Origin of the sequence: Robbsia andropogonis, assembly GCF_000970345.1 — a bacterium.
Classification (GTDB): Bacteria; Pseudomonadota; Gammaproteobacteria; order Burkholderiales; family Burkholderiaceae; genus Robbsia; species Robbsia andropogonis.
In genome coordinates this window covers 16,546-33,417 of the sequence record NZ_LAQU01000014.1, presented here as the reverse complement: position 1 = coordinate 33,417, position 16,872 = coordinate 16,546, and the positions used below count along the sequence as shown (strand labels likewise).

At 52.9% G+C, this 16,872-nt stretch carries 12 protein-coding genes and 2 pseudogenes; 9 read left to right on the top strand and 5 right to left on the bottom strand.

Annotation, left to right across the window (positions count from 1 at the left end):
* Window positions 1–81 precede the first annotated feature (81 nt).
* The gene (locus WM40_RS14130; RefSeq protein ID WP_236693517.1) at window positions 82–2,904 is read left to right on the top strand and encodes an ATP-binding protein; all 2,823 of its coding nucleotides are present in this window, start codon (window positions 82–84) and stop codon (window positions 2,902–2,904) included.
* Window positions 2,905–2,971: 67 nt separating this feature from the next.
* Here the strand turns inward: WM40_RS14130 and WM40_RS14125 are convergent, their stop codons facing one another.
* Together WM40_RS14125 and WM40_RS14120 are read right to left on the bottom strand one after the other, a co-directional pair.
* On the bottom strand, window positions 2,972–3,223 hold the full coding sequence (locus WM40_RS14125) for a DUF1427 family protein (RefSeq protein WP_024904779.1): 252 nt from the start codon (window positions 3,221–3,223) through the stop codon (window positions 2,972–2,974).
* Between the two features lie 172 nt (window positions 3,224–3,395).
* Window positions 3,396–3,971, bottom strand: coding sequence for a hypothetical protein (locus WM40_RS14120; RefSeq protein ID WP_096349180.1), 576 nt, complete (start codon window positions 3,969–3,971; stop codon window positions 3,396–3,398).
* 279 nt (window positions 3,972–4,250) lie between these two features.
* On the opposite strand from WM40_RS14120, the gene WM40_RS14115 reads away from it, so the two are divergent.
* The 3 genes and pseudogenes from WM40_RS14115 to WM40_RS32495 form a co-directional block, all read left to right on the top strand.
* On the top strand, window positions 4,251–4,886 hold the full coding sequence (locus WM40_RS14115; RefSeq protein WP_024904781.1) for an HD domain-containing protein: 636 nt from the start codon (window positions 4,251–4,253) through the stop codon (window positions 4,884–4,886).
* A gap of 12 nt (window positions 4,887–4,898) precedes the next feature.
* Complete coding sequence (locus WM40_RS14110; protein ID WP_024904782.1) at window positions 4,899–5,321, top strand: DoxX family protein; 423 nt, start codon at window positions 4,899–4,901, stop codon at window positions 5,319–5,321.
* A gap of 6 nt (window positions 5,322–5,327) precedes the next feature.
* Window positions 5,328–5,603, top strand: a pseudogene (locus tag WM40_RS32495) (winged helix-turn-helix domain-containing protein); the annotation flags it as partial.
* Between the two features lie 3 nt (window positions 5,604–5,606).
* Here the strand turns inward: WM40_RS32495 and WM40_RS31455 are convergent.
* Window positions 5,607–6,044, bottom strand: a complete 438-nt coding sequence (locus tag WM40_RS31455) for a hypothetical protein (protein WP_236693516.1) — start codon at window positions 6,042–6,044, stop codon at window positions 5,607–5,609.
* Here WM40_RS31455 and WM40_RS14105 point away from each other — a divergent pair.
* From WM40_RS14105 to WM40_RS14085, 5 genes and pseudogenes are all read left to right on the top strand, one after another.
* Window positions 6,030–8,330, top strand: a complete 2,301-nt coding sequence (locus tag WM40_RS14105; RefSeq protein WP_236693515.1) for an ATP-binding protein — start codon at window positions 6,030–6,032, stop codon at window positions 8,328–8,330. The genes WM40_RS31455 and WM40_RS14105 overlap by 15 nt on opposite strands.
* A 429-nt stretch (window positions 8,331–8,759) precedes the next feature.
* Window positions 8,760–9,641: an alpha/beta fold hydrolase gene (locus WM40_RS14100; protein ID WP_024904784.1), complete on the top strand. Its 882-nt coding sequence runs from the start codon at window positions 8,760–8,762 to the stop codon at window positions 9,639–9,641.
* A gap of 537 nt (window positions 9,642–10,178) precedes the next feature.
* Window positions 10,179–10,427: pseudogene (locus tag WM40_RS32750) on the top strand (IS30 family transposase); the annotation flags it as partial.
* A 1,224-nt stretch (window positions 10,428–11,651) separates the two neighbouring features.
* On the top strand, window positions 11,652–13,325 hold the full coding sequence (locus tag WM40_RS14090; protein WP_046153160.1) for a methyl-accepting chemotaxis protein: 1,674 nt from the start codon (window positions 11,652–11,654) through the stop codon (window positions 13,323–13,325).
* Window positions 13,326–13,695: 370 nt separating this feature from the next.
* Window positions 13,696–15,375 (top strand): GGDEF domain-containing protein, encoded by a 1,680-nt coding sequence (locus WM40_RS14085; protein WP_082102750.1) that lies wholly within the window; start codon window positions 13,696–13,698, stop codon window positions 15,373–15,375.
* Between the two features lie 249 nt (window positions 15,376–15,624).
* Here the strand turns inward: WM40_RS14085 and WM40_RS14080 are convergent, their stop codons facing one another.
* Both WM40_RS14080 and WM40_RS30120 read right to left on the bottom strand, forming a co-directional pair.
* On the bottom strand, window positions 15,625–16,599 hold the full coding sequence (locus WM40_RS14080) for an MFS transporter (protein ID WP_082102747.1): 975 nt from the start codon (window positions 16,597–16,599) through the stop codon (window positions 15,625–15,627).
* Window positions 16,538–16,864, bottom strand: coding sequence for a hypothetical protein (locus WM40_RS30120; protein ID WP_052738323.1), 327 nt, complete (start codon window positions 16,862–16,864; stop codon window positions 16,538–16,540). The genes WM40_RS14080 and WM40_RS30120 overlap by 62 nt, the downstream gene beginning before the upstream one ends.
* Between the last annotated feature and the right edge of the window lie 8 nt (window positions 16,865–16,872).

The window sequence follows — 16,872 nt, the reverse complement described above, 5'->3', positions numbered from 1 at the left end:
GAGGCATCGCGTATCTGCACGTGATACTCCTGCGCCAAATATGACATGGTTGATTTAGGTCGCTTTCAAGTGGATCTCGCGATGCGTGTCTTGCGTCGCGATCACGAGGTCGTGCCCTTAGGTTCGCGCGCTTTCGAAATTCTGGCGATATTGGCCGAATCAGTAGGTGAGCTGGTCACAAAAAATCAGCTGATGGAGGCTGTCTGGCCTAACACGGTAGTCGAGGAAAACAATCTTCAAGTTCATCTGACGGCGGTCAGGAAGGCGCTTGGAGAGGAACGTGATTTGATTGTCACGATTCCCGGACGAGGATACCAACTTCGCGTGCTGCCGCAGAAGCAAGCCGCCCCCGCTCTCAAAGTATCCGCTCGGCGTCGCCGCCTGCTTCCCGCCAGATCCCAACTGGTTGGACGAACGGCGTCGACGCAAGACCTCCGCGTGCTGCTAAAGCAACACGATGTGATCACATTGACGGGCGCAGGCGGGATAGGAAAAACAAGTTTGGCGATCGAAGTCGTGCACGAAACGATTGCGGATTTTCATGGCGATCTATACTTCGTCGAACTCGCGTCGGCACAGACGCGCGAAAGCATGCTGGCGACGATGATCGAAGACTGCGGTCTGGGCGTCGACTCACCAGCTCCAAGCCTCTCCGAAGTAGCTGCGGCTCTTGGCGTGCAGCGCTGCTTACTGCTGCTGGACAACGCTGAACATATTGCCGATCACGTTGCCGAATTCGTCGAAGCCGTAATCGCCGAGAACCGCCAATTGCATATCATCGTCACCAGCAGGGAGCCGCTTCGGATCAGTCGCGAGTGCGTGTATCGTGTCGAGGCACTAAGCGTGCCGTCGTCGACATGCATTGACGCCGATGTCTTCGCATCAGACGCCGTGGCGTTATTCTTGATGCGTTCGAATTTGGTCGCAAATAACTTCGAACATTCTCGTAGCAGCCTCCACGCCATTGGCGAGATCTGTCGGCGGCTGGATGGCATTCCGCTCGCGATCGAGTTAGCTGCCGCGCGGGCCGCAACGCTCGGCATCGACGGGATTTGCCAGCGGCTCGACAACCGCTTGGCCGTACTGACCGGCGGCTTTCGTACGGCGCTGCCGCGTCATCAGACGCTACGTGCCACTTTCGATTGGAGCTTCGATCTGCTTGATCCACCGTCCAGGCGACTATTCCGGCGACTGGCCGTGTTCAGCGGCATGTTTTCTTTGGAAGCCATCTGTCATGTCACTTGCGATGCCGATCTTTCGATCAATCAGGTCATCGATGGCATCGCCGAGCTCGTCAATAAATCGATGATGGTGATGGTGATGGAAGTTGATAGTGCAGTCGCACAGTACCGTCTTCCGGAATCCACACGTGCTTATGCCGCTGAAAAGCTGGATGCGGAAGGCGAAACGCAACGCATTGCCACAAGCAATGCACACTATCAGCTTTCGCGTCTGCACCCGCTAACCGAGCACCTCGCCGATGTGCATTCCGAGTTGCAGCATGCGCTGGACGATACACGTCATGCCGTTGATTGGGCATTTTCGGCGACGGGTGACCCGCGTCTCGGTATCAAACTCACAGCGAATCTCGTTTTTATTCTGATACGACAGTGTCGGCTCGACGAATGCGCTCGTCGTGCCAGTCTTGCAGTCAATGCAATCGATCCGCTCCCACCCGGCACGGTTGACTGCATCGACGAAATACGCATTCGATCAGCGCTCGCATCCGTAATGCCAAATTTGGACGGGCCGATAAGTCGTGCCTCAGAACTCTGGCATCGCGTGTTGGCACTCTCTAAGGAATGTGGCAGCGACGAATTCGAGGCCCGCGCATACTGGGGGCTCTGGAATACAGCGATGTCCAGTGGTCATGTGTACGAGGCCCTTAACTGGTCATCACGCTTTCACGCCTTCGCTGGGTGTCGCGGTACATCATGGCAATGCACGCTCGCCCAGCAGCTAGCGGCTACTTCACAGCACTGCCTAGGTAAGCATGCCGAGGCGCGCGATACATTGAATGCCACGCTGGAGATATTTGCCTCATACCCGAAGCAAGTGATCGACATCCAAGGCTTCGCCGTCGCACCGCTTGCGATCACTTACAGCGGTCTGGCGCGGATTTTGTGGCTTGAAGGAGATTCGACCGGTGCGATGGCTTACGCGGATAAAGCCGTCGACGTCATCGACCCTGCGACGATGGAGCCGTGGTTGACCCATGTTTTAGCAGTCGTTGCGGCCCCGCTCGCTTTACTATCAGGAGACTATCAGCGTTGTCGGCGTTACCTTTCGATTATGCGCTCTCAAACGACGCTACACCGATTTACGATCTGGCACGACTATGGCGAGTGTCTGGCTGGCTATCTTGCCATCATTGAAGGCGACAAAGCAGGCGGTCTGGCCACGCTGGAAGCTTCTCTCGCTGCATTAGCCGCTGCCGGTTTTCGACGATTGACAACCCCGTTGATAGTGGCATGTGCCGAGGCCCAGATAGCGGCCGGTCGCATCGTCGAAGCGAAAGCAGCTCTGACAGATATCTTGCATTTTGACGAGGAAAATGGCGCCTTGTTTTTCCTACCCGAAGTGTGGCGCGCACTCGGTCTTGCGGCTTACGCCGAAGCGAGAGAAATGCCAAACCAACACGACAATGAATCTCGTCGCGACAAGCTAGCGCATGCGGAGGCCTGTTATCGCCAATCTCTCAAAATGGCCAGCGAGCAAGGAGCGACGATGTGGGAAGTACGCACGACCATTGCACAGGCCCAATTTTGGATGAAACAGAACCGTGCCGCGGAAGCGAAATCGGCGCTCGCAGGGCTCGCAACGCGCATTAGCCCCGATTGCAACGCGCGCGATGTGCGCGTCCTATTCTCTTTGTTAAACGCGGTCGAAACGCTTACCGCTTGATCAGTGGCGTGATCCAACCTATCTCGATCTACCGTGCACCAAGAATTCATTCGGCATTAAGACCTGATTAGACTTCAGTGCTGGTCGGCGTTTTCCGAAATTTCTCTTTTGAAAGCAAATGAATCGGATGTCTATCGGGCGCTTGTGCAAGCGAAGAGGCAGCAAAATGCGTTTTTACAATGGGCACTGCATGCTCGCCAATGACCATGCCGAGTAGACCGGTTAAAGCGACGAGCGGCGGAGCGGGCGACTGAATCCTGAAAGCCCAATAGAGCAACCCGACGCCGATTCCGGCAAGCAGCGATAAAAGGTAGGACATGACTAACTCCAAAAGTGACGAACTGGCGATGCTCCACATGATCATCGTGCAGGGCACCTAGATGAACGCGGCAACATCGCCTCATCACTCTACTACTCTGATTTGCGCACGTCCTTGGGCCAGACTTAATTCTTATGAAAGCGTGTGCCCTGCCCGTGCGAAGAGCAAGGTTTCACGCGTACAACCAACGTGCGAGAAGTTTGGTATAGCGCGGCATGACAACGTACACCATCATAAATACGATCACGGCCGCTACCAGGCCCTTGCTAATCAGATTTGTGCCAAGCAAAGCATTCGTGGCGAAGATTGGATGAAGCAGCAACGGCACAAGCACCGTCAAAGGGAAAATCGCAGACCACGTCACTAAAAATTGCTTCCATGGTTTTGGGTGCTTGACCTGCGAGGCCGCTGCTTGAAACCAGAACTCCAGGCCTGTACGTGTTTCATGCTTGTCGCCTTTCGGCAGAAACGGTGACATTCTTGTCATGAGATGACTGCGTTCATCAGAATCGATCCAAGCAGACAACTCGTCAAAGCTGGCAAAGCGAATGATCACCGTGTAATTACGCATCCCTGGAATGGGCTTTATCACATCGGTGGAGAGATATCCTTTGAATTGGCGACACGCATTCCTGGCGTCCACCAGCCAGGCCTCATATTGCGACTCCGCACCGGCAAGTACTTCGTGCGAAATGATCGTCGTCACGATGGCGTCGAGATTGATATCACGTTTCGACAGTGAATTCATTGGACCTCATTGAAGTGAATCCGCTTTGAGAATATTGGAAGCTAAAGGCAGTATACGGAAGCGCCAAGAGCTGTCCATGCCGAGGAACCGCCTGTGTCGTGAAATCCGCGCACTATCGGCAGAATTCATCTTTTTAAGGAAAATTAATAGTCGCACCAAGGACTTGGTCACACAGGTTGCGTTATTGTCAACTTCAGACTGCTTCCCGGACAGCCGCGAAGCATTCGGTACGTCGTGCCGTAGCGCGCCGTTATATAGGAGACAGTTCCGATGAGTCACATGCCAAACGTGACGTTACCCAAGAGTGAGCTGGCGATCGCTGCGTATGCCAAGCTGGAGAACGTTGCGTCTGCCCTGCTGTTTAACCACGCGCTACGCGTTTTCGCTTTTGGCTCTGTCGTCGGACAAAAAAGAAGTCTGCGATTCGATAGCGACATGCTTTTTGTCTGTGCAATGCTGCATCATATCGGACTTGTCGATGATCAGGTCACGTCCAATGCGAGATTTGAAATCGATAGTGCCAACGTTACGAAAGCACTATTGGAACAATTCAAGCTTGAGCCGGCACTTGCGGCACAGGCATGGGACGCGGTCGCATTGCATACGTCTCCCGAAATTCCCGAATATAAATCTCACCTTGCTCTGGCACTGCAGATAGGTGTGGAAGCGGACTTATACGGCTGGCATTTCGAGGAAATTCCGGAGGCTTCCCGTCAACAGATTATTCACGACTTTCCACGCGAAGACAATTTCTCCAAGCTTCTTGTCGAGATCTACGGCACCGCGTTGATCCGCCGAAGAGATAGTGTCTTTCGAACGCCATATGTTGACTTACTCGAACGAGCCGATGCGAAGTATCGCCGCCCCAATCTCTGCGGACGCATCCTGGGATCGCCGTGGTCTTACCCTAGGTAATCGACGAATGCCATGCCTAATTTACAGAAACTGCTTACTTGGTTTAACGTCGATCTCGGGCTGCTGTTCTTGAGAACGAGTGCGAGTATATTGTTGCTCGCAGTGCATGGCTGGCCAAAAATCATCAACTACACGTCACAACTACAACTGATCGAAGACCCACTGAAAATTGGCAGGTGGTTTTCGCTAGACTTCGCAATTTTTGCCGAAGTAATATGCCCTATCCTGATGATCGTCGGAATCGCAACACGGCTAGCGGCCCTTCCCATCCTCATCATTATTGTAATGGCAGTCGCGATCGTCCATCCGGATTGGTCGCTCGCCGAGGGTCAATTCGCCTGGATGCTGTTGATCATTTTTGCAACCGTCGCGATTGCGGGACCGGGAAAATATGCGCTCAGCGAGGCAGTCATTAAACGACAATCGGGGCGATAGCACGAGATGCACGCTTTCGATGGTGAAAGTGTGCTTTTATTGCAGCGTCGACATTCGACCATTGCCATGATACAACTCGGTAAACTGCATATCTCACTTTCATCCAGGGAGATTCTGCTCAATGGCGAAATAGTTTGTATCGGAAGTCGTGCTTTTGACGTATTAGCAGTACTTCTGCGTGCTAAAGGCGAAATGGTGGCGAAGGAAGTCATCCTCAGCACCGTATGGCCCAACACGATCGTCGAAGAAAATAATCTGCAAGTCCACATTTCGTCACTCAGGAAACTATTGGGTGACGACAAACATCTGATTCAAACAACGCCGGGTCGCGGATACAGGATCGTCGGTGCCCAAGTTGCGCCGGAATCTACCCCGGCCGTAAAGGCATCCACCAATGTCGCACGGCCTTGCAAGCTGACAAATTCCGAAGGTCGAGCCGCCGATGAAGCAACGCTTCGCCTGCCATTCGATGCAGAGCAACACGCCGTCGATGAGACACCCCAGGGTCGACACAATCTTCCCGTATGGTCTTCGCCTTTGATCGGGCGCGATCAGGTATGTATGGACGTGGCCCAGATGCTCGCGTCGCAACGCCTCGTTACCATCAGCGGAGCCGGCGGGATGGGGAAAACGCGCGTTGCTATCTCGGTAGCCAATGGAAGTTTGCAACAATTTAGAGACGATGTTTTTTTTCTTGATTTCGCCAGTGTGGCGAACGATCAAGGCGTCTTCGACGAATTCGCAAAAGCAACGCGAGCGCCAGCGTTCGTCGGTTCACGCGAAATCGAAAAAATGATCGCGCCGTTTCGACGACGTCAATCGCTGTTCGTTTTTGATAACTGCGAACACGTACTTGTCGGAGCGGCGACGCTGGCTCAGGCGATATCACGCCATTGCGCAAGCGTCCGCATCCTTGCAACCAGCCGAGAACCTTTAAACATCGACGGCGAGACGCTGTACACTTTGCCGCCGCTTGCGGTGCCCAGCGGCGATGATTCGTGGGAGGATGCACTGGCATGTAGTGCGGTGGCGTTATTCATAAAACGTGCACGACCGTCGAATCTTGACCTCGAATACGACGCGACCAGCATGCAACTCATTGCAAACATCTGCCGGCGCCTGGATGGGATGCCGCTGGCAATCGAATTGGCTGCGATCCGCGCAACTGTATTAGGCATTCAGACGGTAAGTGCGCACCTCGACGATCGATTTCGTATATTGACCGGCGGATACAGAACGGCTTTGCCACGTCATCAGACTTTACGTGCAACGCTAGACTGGAGTTACGAGTTGCTGACGGATTCCGAGCAGTTGCTACTTCGCCGCCTGAGCCTATTTCCCAACGGATTCTCGATCAACGCGATGCGCGCGGTTTGCAGCGATCAAGGCTTATCACCAACCCGATGTGATACATCACTGGCCGGGCTGGTTAGCAAATCGTTGGTCAATGTGAAGCGCTTCGCGCACGACGTGCGCTATCGACTACTTGAAAGCACACGAGCTTATGCCTCGCAAAAATTGAATGACCACGGTGAATCACGTCAATTATCTTTCCGATACGCGACATTCTTACATGATGTCCTTGGCACACTGTTTCCCCTAGCCCACACGGGCAAGATCCCGCGTTTCGATGACTCCCTAGCGTTACAAAGCAACGACAGCGTCGCTACAGCGAACGCTGAGATGATCGACGCACACGGCATCAAGCTCGCATTGACGTGGGCATTCTCGGACGATGGTGATGTGTCGATCGCCGTGCCCTTAGCAGCTGCCGCAAGCTATTGGTTCTTCGAAAAGTCAATGGTCCGCGAGTGCTGCGATTGGGCTGCACGCGGTCGCCAGCTGTTGCGGTCATGTGAAAACGACGCCTCTGTATTGTCGCCGCTACATCTCTCGTTGACGACGGCTTACGCCGCTGGCTTGGTTTATACCAGCGGACCAACATCGCAGACCAAATCGCTTTGGTCCGAAGCAAGTGCGGACGCGCAGCGTTTGAAACTGGGCGACTTTGCCGCGCGCGCTATCTGGGGCATGTGGAATGCCGCGCAATATGGCGGCAACGCGCGGTCTGCATTACGTCATGCTCTTGATTTCGAATTGCTTGCAAAGCGCGAGAACGTCGAAACGAACAAGGTATTAAGTCAACGCTTGATAGGAATTGCCCACCATTTTGCAGGCAATCAGATCCAGTCTCAAAAATATCTGACAGCAATGCTCACGCGGTATGCACATACGCGCCATCAGTTATCGTTGCTCGGATTCTCGATCGATCATAGCGTGGTGGCCCGTGCGACGCTCTCGCGGGTGCTATGGTTGCGCGGGAACGATGACGAGGCGTGGCGAGTCGCGCAAACCGCGTTACAACGAGGACATGATTTACATCACGAGATGTCGCTTGCCTATGTGCTCGTTGAGGCTCATATTCCTATTTCGCTGATGTCAGGCAACACCGAAAAAGCAACACGCTTCAACCGGCAATTAAGCGAATTAGCCACGCACTCCGGCTTTGAAATATGGGACGCGTCGAGCCGCTGCTTTGAAGCGTTGATTGATCTTATGCAGACACGTTTCCCCTCTTCGACGATGCTTGCGGCATACGAAACAGCATTCGCCAGACTGGAAGCGACCGGGTTTCTTGCCCACCGCACCATGCTCCAGGCTATCTATGCCCAGTCTGTAAGCCGCGCCGGCTTTCATCAGAAAGCATTGAATATCGTCCATGCTCTATTATCAGATGCCGAACAAACTGGCGATCTTTGGTATAGCAGCGCTTTGTGGTGTCTGCTTGCGCAAATCTCGAGCGAGCTGAATGACACTGGCATGCCACCTACCCCAACCGTCGACCAGCATGCTTGTCTGATCCGTGCGCAGGAGGTCGCCCGACAGCAGGGTGCGACTTACTTCTATGACCGCGCCAAGCATGCGATGAACGCCGTACAGAAGATCGACCATCGACGACGACGCAACATCGCTGTCTATGCGAGTGTGTCTACCGTAGCGACGCAGTAATGGCGTTGACCATACTACGCGCTTAACAGCGATGCTGCTTGCTGAATTGAACACGGAGCGTATTGTCGTTGAAAGGTTGCAGCGGTCATCCACCATGTTCCTTGACTCAAGCGCAACGTCTGAGCGGCAATGAAACGTGGCTGCAGATTTCAGAACTTTTAATCTCTCGATCAGGACTTTTCTCACGCCAACTCGCTATGCTTGGTGCGCCGACCTATGCAGTGCAGATCGCGCACCAACCTAACCACCACGCAAGTTTTTTTGCTCGACGCCCTGTGTGTCGCCCTAAAAACGGAGTAGAAAATGACACCAGCTACCATTTCGCTGAACACAAACACATCGCGTCGCAAACTATTATCGACCGGCGTCGGTCTGGTCGGATTTGCAGCCGCCGTTGGCCCCTCATCTAGCGCTGTAGCCGCGCCAAATATGAGTGGAGGAGCAGCGGCGTCAGCAGGTGGCCATCGGCGCGATGAAAATTTCGTGGTGACGAAAGATGGAACGTTGATTTTCTACAAGGACTGGGGCCCGAAATTAGCGCAACCAATTGTATTCCATCACGGCTGGCCGCTGTCCTCCGATGACTGGGACGCGCAAATGCTTTTCTTTGTGAACAAAGGTTATCGGGTTGTTGCGCACGATCGGCGCGGACATGGACGTTCAGCACAAGTATCCGAAGGACACGATATGGATCACTATGCGTCCGATGCCGCAGCCGTGGCGGAGGCATTAAATTTGCACAACGCTGTTCACATCGGACACTCCACAGGCGGTGGTGAAGTCGCCCGCTACGTTGCAAAGCACGGTCAGCCGTCCGGACGTGTCGCAAAAGCTGTACTTGTAAGCGCGGTACCTCCCCTTATGCTCAAGACACCAGGCAACCCGGACGGGTTACCCATCGAGGTATTCGATGGTTTCCGCAAGGCGTTAGCCGATAATCGCGCGCAGTTCTTTATGGATGTTCCGAGCGGCCCGTTCTACGGATTCAACCGCCCTGACGCAAAGGTCAGCCAAGGTGTGATTTTGAACTGGTGGCGCCAAGGCATGAATGGAAGCGCAAAGGCTCATTACGAAGGGATCAAAGCATTTTCAGAAACGGATCAAACTGCGGACCTCGAAGCGATTACCGTTCCGACTCTGGTCATGCACGGGGACGATGATCAGATCGTTCCTATCGGCGACGCTGCGTTGAAGTCAATCAAACTGCTGAAAGATGGTACGCTCAAGGTCTACCCAGGCTACCCGCACGGTATGCTGACTGTGCATGCGGACGTTTTGAACGCTGACCTGCTTGCGTTCGTTCAAAGTTAAAGCACGGCGTGAATTGTCTCCTCTTTATCGGTATCGCTTGATGCGGAGCGAATGGATAGGTTGCCTTGCCTCGTTACACATACCGAAACTCACGTTGCTTTTTGCATAGCCTCGTAATCGCAATGCGGTATTGACCCACTAACGCACGATAGCGTCAGTTTGCGTACTGGGCGGATTCAGCCGGTCGCAACCCCTTTAATGCGGTAAATGCGGGCGAGGAAGCGGTCGCCACGCGGCGTTCGCGCGTACTACCGTCTACCTTGACGGGCGCATGACGTTCCCACAGGTCTTGGCGACGATCCCATCCCTTGGAATGCAGGCCGCCGGGCGATGCTGCGGTTTTCCCTAGATTGACGCGCACCGTCTTCCGCCACATTATCGAATCCGCAAACGTTTGCGGAACGGAATCCACCGGTTCCTACGCTCTCGTGACGCACCAGGCCGCCCAAAGGCCTGCCGCGCATCGGTCGTTGTGCCTTGCCTTCTGGTCCATATACAAGGGCGAGGCGAACCGGTGCGCGCGTCAAACGAAAAGTTAGTCTGCGTCCCAAAGATTGCCTGCTGGAGCGCAGCCTGCGCTTGCGCTACGCTGTCGAACGTAAGCTCTCTTGCGAATGGTCTCCGGAACAAGTAAGCAGCTGGCTTAAGCGCCGATATACCGATGACGAGTCGATGCGCGTGTCACACGAAACAATCTATCGCAGCCTGTTTGTGCAGGCGCGCGGTGTTTTAAAGAAAGAGCTGCAGTATCATTTGCGGACCCAGCGCAAGATGCGTCATTCGCGCTTCTCTATTCGCAGGCGCAACTGAACAAAATCGCAGCGCGCCTTAATGAACGGCCGAGAAAGACCTTGGGCTTCATGTCTCCAGCCGATAAACTACGCGAGGCTGTTGCGGTGACCCATTGAACCCACCGTGTTTTTTTTGCAAACCAAGGAACATCACGCGGACTTCTATTTCTTTAGTACAACAAACAATTTCAAATTATCGTTTCGATATCGTACCAAAACTGAAGTTCGTTGCGGCAGCTGGCAACACTTTACGTCGTTACGCAACATCTCCTACGAAATAGTACGATTCGATACACCAAGGTTTTTCCGAAATAGTTACCTTACATATGATCGAAACGTGCGGTCGTTCCGTAATTTCGCCAATTCCCGTCTTTATTGGCAGGTTGTTTGTGGCAGTTGTGAGAAGTCGTAATGTGTACCGACTCACAAGAGTCAGATGCCACTTTAGAGGCATAGCGAACAAGTCCGACGTCATGTTTGAAATGCGAAGGCTTTGCAGATTATCTTGCCAGCAAAGCGGGCAAGAAATCCTTGTCTTGAACAGGCTTGGCAAAGGCTTTTCAAGCAGGATTGAAGACATACATCGACCGCTATTACCGACAGATCATAAAAGCAACGCTTGGCAGCGTTAGGCTTCGAGAAGTATTGGGTTCAGCGGGAAACCAACTGAAACGACCATGGCAAGCCTCGTGGGGCCATTCATGTACGTTGCGATTCGATACTGCGGCGCACTCATATCAGCACTATATGCCGCCCTGCAGCACCATCCTCACGATGACTGTCGACGTACTCCGTCGTCGATTGAATATCACACGAGTGCAATTACGGGTCTACGCAAAACGCCGTGTAAGTTACCGTAAGGTTGTCCTCATGAGATGCTCCCACACATCGTTCGACATGAAAATAAATGATAAAAATGGCACACCATATTTGTGACCAAGAATTTGAATTAATTATCTCTACTTAAAATGCATCTATATGCTCCTAAATTACGAAATAAATCATATATATCTAATAATTCCTTTTTAAAACGATAAAAATGGTAAATTTCCCTCAAGTCTGCTCGGCTGCGGCCGTTAGCCAAGCGGAAGGGACTGACTCGGTCTCGGACAGTATCCAGTTCAATCTTCGCGCACGAACTTGATTACTGCCATAGCAGTAAAAGGGGCGCCGTTTTGTCTGTGCGTCGTTGCATCGCTAACGTCATTTAAAAAATACGATGAACAATTCAAAAGTATCAACCCGCTTGGCAATAGGCTTCGGAAGCGTTCTGTTCCTACTAGTCACGGTCGCGCTTGTAGGGTTCTACGGCCTATCTTCGATTCATAGCAGGCTCGACAGCATAGCCCGCGTGAACAACGACGAATCAAAATATGCCAAAGACATGAAAGCATCCGTTGCGGACCGAGCCATCGCCATTCGCAACATCGCACTACTGACGGACCCGGCTGGTCTCGCACAGGAGTCCAAACGCGTGGAGCGGCAAAAGAAAGTTTATGCGAACGCGGAAGAAGCGCTGGGCAAAATGTTTGCAACGGAAGCCGGTACGACAGACCGTGAAAGGTCGCTTTACGCCCAAATCAAGGAAGACAATGCCGCTGCCGTGCCTTTGATGGACAAGGCTATTGGCTTAGGCTTGGCGAACAATCCCGCAGAAGCGATTAAAGTCTTGCTGCAAGAAGCGCGACCAAAGCAAGCTGCTTGGCTTTCGCACCTGAATGAGCTAGCAGACTTTGAGGATCAACTCAATGCACAAGCAACCGAAGAAGCAAATGTCACTTATCATATGATCCAAATTACCACATGGGCAATCGTCGGGTTTTCGCTTATTTTGGGTGGGTTCCTGGCCATTATTATTGCCCGCAGCATTCTGAAGCAACTGGGGGGAGAGCCAGCACAAGCCCAACAAATGGCACAGCAAATCGCCCAAGGCAATCTCACCCAGAAGGTGCACGTGGCAGCAGATGACAACACGAGCCTGATGGCTGCGCTCGAAGCGATGCGAAAAAATTTGAGCAATATTGTGTCGGGTATCAAGACGTCTGCGGAATCCATCTCTGTTGCGGCCGGAGAAATCTCGCAAGGCAACGTCGACCTGTCGCAACGCACCGAAGAGCAGGCAGCCTCCCTCGAAGAAACCGCAGCCAGCATGGAAGAGATCACTGCAACCGTTCGGCAGAACACCGAAAACGCCCGCCAAGGTAGCACACTCGCCAACACCGCGTCGGAGACAGCCGCCACAGGGGGCGAAGTGGTAGGCCGAGTCGTCACGACCATGCAGGACATTGCCACAAGTTCGTCGAAAGTTGCCGAAATCATTAGCGTTATTGAAGGAATTGCATTCCAAACCAATATTCTCGCGCTCAATGCGGCTGTCGAAGCGGCACGTGCCGGAGAACAAGGACGAGGCTTCGCTGTAGTGGCTGGAGAGGTGCGTACGCTAGCACAACGTAGTGCGGCCGCAGCAAAGGAGATCACTGAACTGATAGGGACGTCCGTTGAACATGTCACTGCTGGCGAGGCACTGGTGCATAACGCAGGACAGACCATGAGCGAGGTAGTACGCTCCGTGAAGCGCGTAACCGACATCATGGGGGAGATAGCGTCAGCGTCCAGCGAGCAGACTATCGGCATCGAACAGGTGAATGTGGCAGTAAGCCAAATGGACGAAGTCACACAGCAAAACGCGGCGCTGGTCGAACAGGCAACCGCTGCAGCCCGCGCCATGGCAGATCAGGCACAAGCGCTGCGTGATTCGGTGGCAATCTTCCGTGTCAGTGCGGATGCCAATGCTTCATCCATCGGGCACCAGTCTTCAATAGAGCGAGATTCCAGTTCGCATAACTACCGTCATACAAGTCGCCAAGGCATGGTGTTTAGAAAAGCGGCATGATCGGCCACGCTCGATTTGACTCTCGCCATGACGAATTCGTGAGCTGGCGAAGCGTACTTTTGCGAACTTGCTAAGCGCCGTCTTGCAAAAGCGATGGCCATAATAGCTGGACCAGAATTTCATATGCCAAGCCTACCCATCGCATCACTCATGTGACAATGCCGTCGATGACGCTCTAACCTCCCATCGACCATCGTCGAGAAGGGATAACCCGCGGCTTACCGTTATGCTGCGTCGCGACAATGCAACAGTAGCTGGAAGCATTCTTTGCGATGTCCTTGATCTCTTTCCGCGATGGCTCAAATAATGGGACAGTGATCCTTATGCGATAACACTAGAACATCGCAATCCTCCCCCTATTAGAGTAAACATGGCTAGCGCTCCGCCGCCTTTTTCATTTACAAAAAGTCGACTCAGTCGGCGGTTATGGCTGGGGGCGTTGCTTGCGATATCACTTTCGAGCGCTGTCGCCGTCGTGAGTCTTCTTGATCTGTATAAAACGCTTGGACAGACTCGGCATGATGCACGCCTATTGCACGAATTTTATTTGGTACTGGAAACTTCCAATCACATTTCGGCGGAGCGCGGTCCATCCAATATCGTCATGGGTAGCCCTGCCTCACCTTCGGCTTTAAGCAGGCTGCAAGTATTTCGCTCTCAAACTGATGCTGCGCTAGGAAAGCTGAATAGGGAAATTATCCCCCCTGCAATTCTAGACAAAGCTAAACAGTATCTCGGCACAGCAAGAAGACAAGTGGATAACGCTGCCACACGTCCCGTCGTGGACCCAAGAAATATAAAGGCAGGAATCGAAGCCATGTTTTCCGTGTATGACGCTTTTCAGGAAGTTGTCGAATGGCACGCAAAAAATCTGGTTCATTCGGAACCCGCCTTGCTAGGCCCCGTGCAGCATGCGCTAACGTTGTCTGACCTGCGGGACTCGGCGGGTCGTCTAGGGTCTTATGTTGTACCGTATCTTATATCGGGAAAGCAAATTCCATTATCAGACCTTCAACGCATAAACGATATACAAAAGCGTATTGCCTTACAGTGGCAACGGTTGCAATTAGAAAGGAACCCAGAAGAAGACCTGGCTCGTCAGAGCTTTGAAGGATATGGTCTGCCCCTGGTCGCCAACCTTATCTCGGAAGGACAGTTAGGGAAAACCTATTCTCTCGATGAGAGAGACTTCACCCTTCGTTACACCGCCGCACTCGCTCCATTAGAAAAATCGAGGAGCAATTATTTGCGAAACACGGTGGAAAAATACGAAATATGTGAACGCAAGGCGGCGCGTCAATTTGTCGGTGTACTCGCTTGCACCGTATGTATCGTCGGGTTGATTTACTGGATCATCGTGGTCGTCAGAACGCGCGTGCTGAAACCATTGCTTGATGTCAGTGCGTCGCTGGTGGCACTGGTAAATGAACAACCGTTATCGAGTCGCTTGGACCGAACTGGTCCAAAAGAAATGGACGAGCTGTTCAAAGCGCTGGATGCTGTAGAAATTGGCTTACGCGAACGGGCTGAATTGACGGAGCGGTTCAAACAACAGGCGGAAACTGATCCGCTTACCCACCTGATGAACCGACGTGCCTTTGAAGCGGAAGGTAAGGCATCGCTAAAAGTACTTAGGGGCGCGTGTGCGTTTCTCATGTTACTCGACTTGGATCATTTCAAGTTGATTAACGATTGCCATGGACATCCTACAGGCGATAGGGTTCTCGTGGCTGTTGCTGAAGTTCTGCGCAATATGGTGCGACCGAGGGAGTTAATAGCGCGAATCGGCGGTGAGGAATTCGCGATACTGATTCAGGCGCAAGATTTGCCCGCAGCCATAAGCACTGCCGAAAGCATACAAGCGGCGCTACGTAAGCTTGAGTTCACTGCCAAAGATGGCACACCTATTCGGGTCGCAGCCAGCATCGGAATATCTGAAGGAGGCGAGTACAATTTAACGGAAATGCTCTCACGGGCTGACCTCGCTTTGTACGATGCTAAACGCGCCGGCCGGAATTGCATCAAAGTGTTCAACACTGCTGTTGTTTGAAGCGAAGGACCGTGTCACGTTAGTGAAGCAATGTCAAGCTTGACGCATACGCTGATTGTCATGGCGCTACCAGAAATGCCTAACCTGGACACGTATCGCAGATCGCGCCTGTTTCTACTTAGCGTTTGTTCATCGCCGCGCCTGTCGAAAGGACCCACGGTGCAGTATGATGCCGTCGAAAGTGCAACTTTTAAAACGCCCCGCTATAACAAGAACCTACTCTCGCTAAGCCAACTACGACAGCGCGATCTAACCCGTTGGAAACTGCGCCGGGTTCGCGTGGCGTGAGGCGAATCTGGAAACCCAGCTAACTGCGACCACTGCAAAAAGACAGCCGCCAGCCTGAATTGTCAACGGTACGCCCGCGTCGATAAGCGAACCTGCGACGATGGGTGCCAGTCCAGTCGCCACAACCGTAGCGGCTTCGACCGACGATCGCACTCGCGCGAGTTCCTCTACACCATACATTTCCACCCATAAGGCGGTCGCCATGGTTGCTGCTATTCCCGCCGATATACCTGTTGAGATTAAATAAATGGGGGCCCCTATCTTTCCGGACACGAGAGCAATCGTCGCCATCGCGATACCTTGCGGGACCAGAAAAAACGGAAGCAGGCGCGTGGCGCCAAACTTGTCTATCACAGGCCCTATGGCGAGGAGCGCGAAAGCCCGAGCGACCGCGTACCCTACAAAGCAAGCAGCGAGAAACTCCAGCGACCAATGCTTTTCCGCGGCAAGCCGTGCCTGAATAAAGAAGAATCCTGTTGAAATGAAAGGCGACGCCAAGACGCAAGGTAATGTCAGAAGAAGTCGTCGGTCTCGCCAGAGACGTAACGTCGTTGCGCGCCGCTGAGGCGAGAAGCTATCACGGGCACGAAAGTTTTTAACAGCATCAGGCAAAACGCGAATGGCGCTAGATGCAGCTAACATGACGATTACGCCACCGACTATCCATGTTGATCTCCAGCCAATAGCTGCCATCCCCGCAACGGCGATGATGGGCAGGACGGCTTCCCCCAACGGCAATCCAAGCGTCGTAATACCAAGCGCCTTCCCGCGGTCCATCGGGAATGTCCGGGCGGTGGTGGTCAGCGATGTATGAACCATTAATCCCTGACCTCCCAAACGCAGAAGATATAGGGAGACGAACAAAAACAGCAGGTTATGACTTGCCGCCATCATTAAACAAGCGCAAGACAAAAAAAACTGCGACACCCATTGCATACTGGCGCACCGTTATTCGGTCGATCCACTGTCCGACAAATGTAAGAGACATTGCGCTCGTGATAGTGGCCGCAGCGTACACAGCCCCGAGACTTCCATACGAAAGATAAAATTCTTCTCTAAGGTGCGGACCAAAAAGGGATATATAAAAGGTCTGGCCGAAGCTAGACAGTGTCATGAGCACCAAACCAAACAGCAGATTGCGCCAGTTTGATACACCGAACTTCACGTACTTGCGAATCAATGAAATTTCTCCTTTTTGCATCGATATGC

Excerpts from the sequence above, each read along its gene's own strand:
- WM40_RS14130 (WP_236693517.1), top strand. The coding sequence starts at position 82 with ATGCGTGTCTTGCGTCGCGATCACGAGGTCGTGCCCTTAGGTTCGCGC.
- WM40_RS14125 (WP_024904779.1), bottom strand. The coding sequence starts at position 3,223 with ATGTCCTACCTTTTATCGCTGCTTGCCGGAATCGGCGTCGGGTTGCTC.
- WM40_RS14120 (WP_096349180.1), bottom strand. The coding sequence starts at position 3,971 with ATGAATTCACTGTCGAAACGTGATATCAATCTCGACGCCATCGTGACG.
- WM40_RS14115 (WP_024904781.1), top strand. The coding sequence starts at position 4,251 with ATGCCAAACGTGACGTTACCCAAGAGTGAGCTGGCGATCGCTGCGTAT.
- WM40_RS14110 (WP_024904782.1), top strand. The coding sequence starts at position 4,899 with ATGCCTAATTTACAGAAACTGCTTACTTGGTTTAACGTCGATCTCGGG.
- WM40_RS14100 (WP_024904784.1), top strand. The coding sequence starts at position 8,760 with ATGAGTGGAGGAGCAGCGGCGTCAGCAGGTGGCCATCGGCGCGATGAA.
- WM40_RS14090 (WP_046153160.1), top strand. The coding sequence starts at position 11,652 with ATGAACAATTCAAAAGTATCAACCCGCTTGGCAATAGGCTTCGGAAGC.
- WM40_RS14085 (WP_082102750.1), top strand. The coding sequence starts at position 13,696 with ATGGCTAGCGCTCCGCCGCCTTTTTCATTTACAAAAAGTCGACTCAGT.
- WM40_RS14080 (WP_082102747.1), bottom strand. The coding sequence starts at position 16,599 with ATGCAATGGGTGTCGCAGTTTTTTTTGTCTTGCGCTTGTTTAATGATG.
- WM40_RS30120 (WP_052738323.1), bottom strand. The coding sequence starts at position 16,864 with ATGCAAAAAGGAGAAATTTCATTGATTCGCAAGTACGTGAAGTTCGGT.